Source organism: Tepidibacillus infernus, assembly GCF_048898065.1.
Taxonomy (GTDB): domain Bacteria; phylum Bacillota; class Bacilli; order Tepidibacillales; family Tepidibacillaceae; genus Tepidibacillus_B; species Tepidibacillus_B infernus.
The window spans coordinates 1-227 of the sequence record NZ_JBLWFI010000097.1 but is presented as its reverse complement, the minus strand read 5'-3'; the positions used below and the strand labels follow the sequence as shown (position 1 = coordinate 227).

The 227-nt window shown below is 49.8% G+C and carries 1 rRNA gene; it reads left to right on the top strand.

From position 1 onward, the window contains the following. Positions 1-10: 10 nt before the first annotated feature. Positions 11-227, top strand: a 16S ribosomal RNA gene (locus TEPIDINF_RS15160); the annotation flags it as partial.

Sequence of the window (227 nt, the reverse complement as noted above, 5' to 3'; positions counted from 1 at the left end):
CAGAGGTCAGAAGTCAGATGCAAGCATCGCAAAGAAGCAATGGCATCATTTGATTGAACAATCAATCCGACTTCCGATTTCCGATCTCTGACTTCTGGAGTGGCGGACGGGTGAGTAACACGTGGGCAACCTGCCTGTAAGACTGGGATAACCCCGGGAAACCGGAGCTAATACCAGATAAGAGAACATCTCGCATGAGATGAACTAGAAAGGTGGCGCAAGCTACC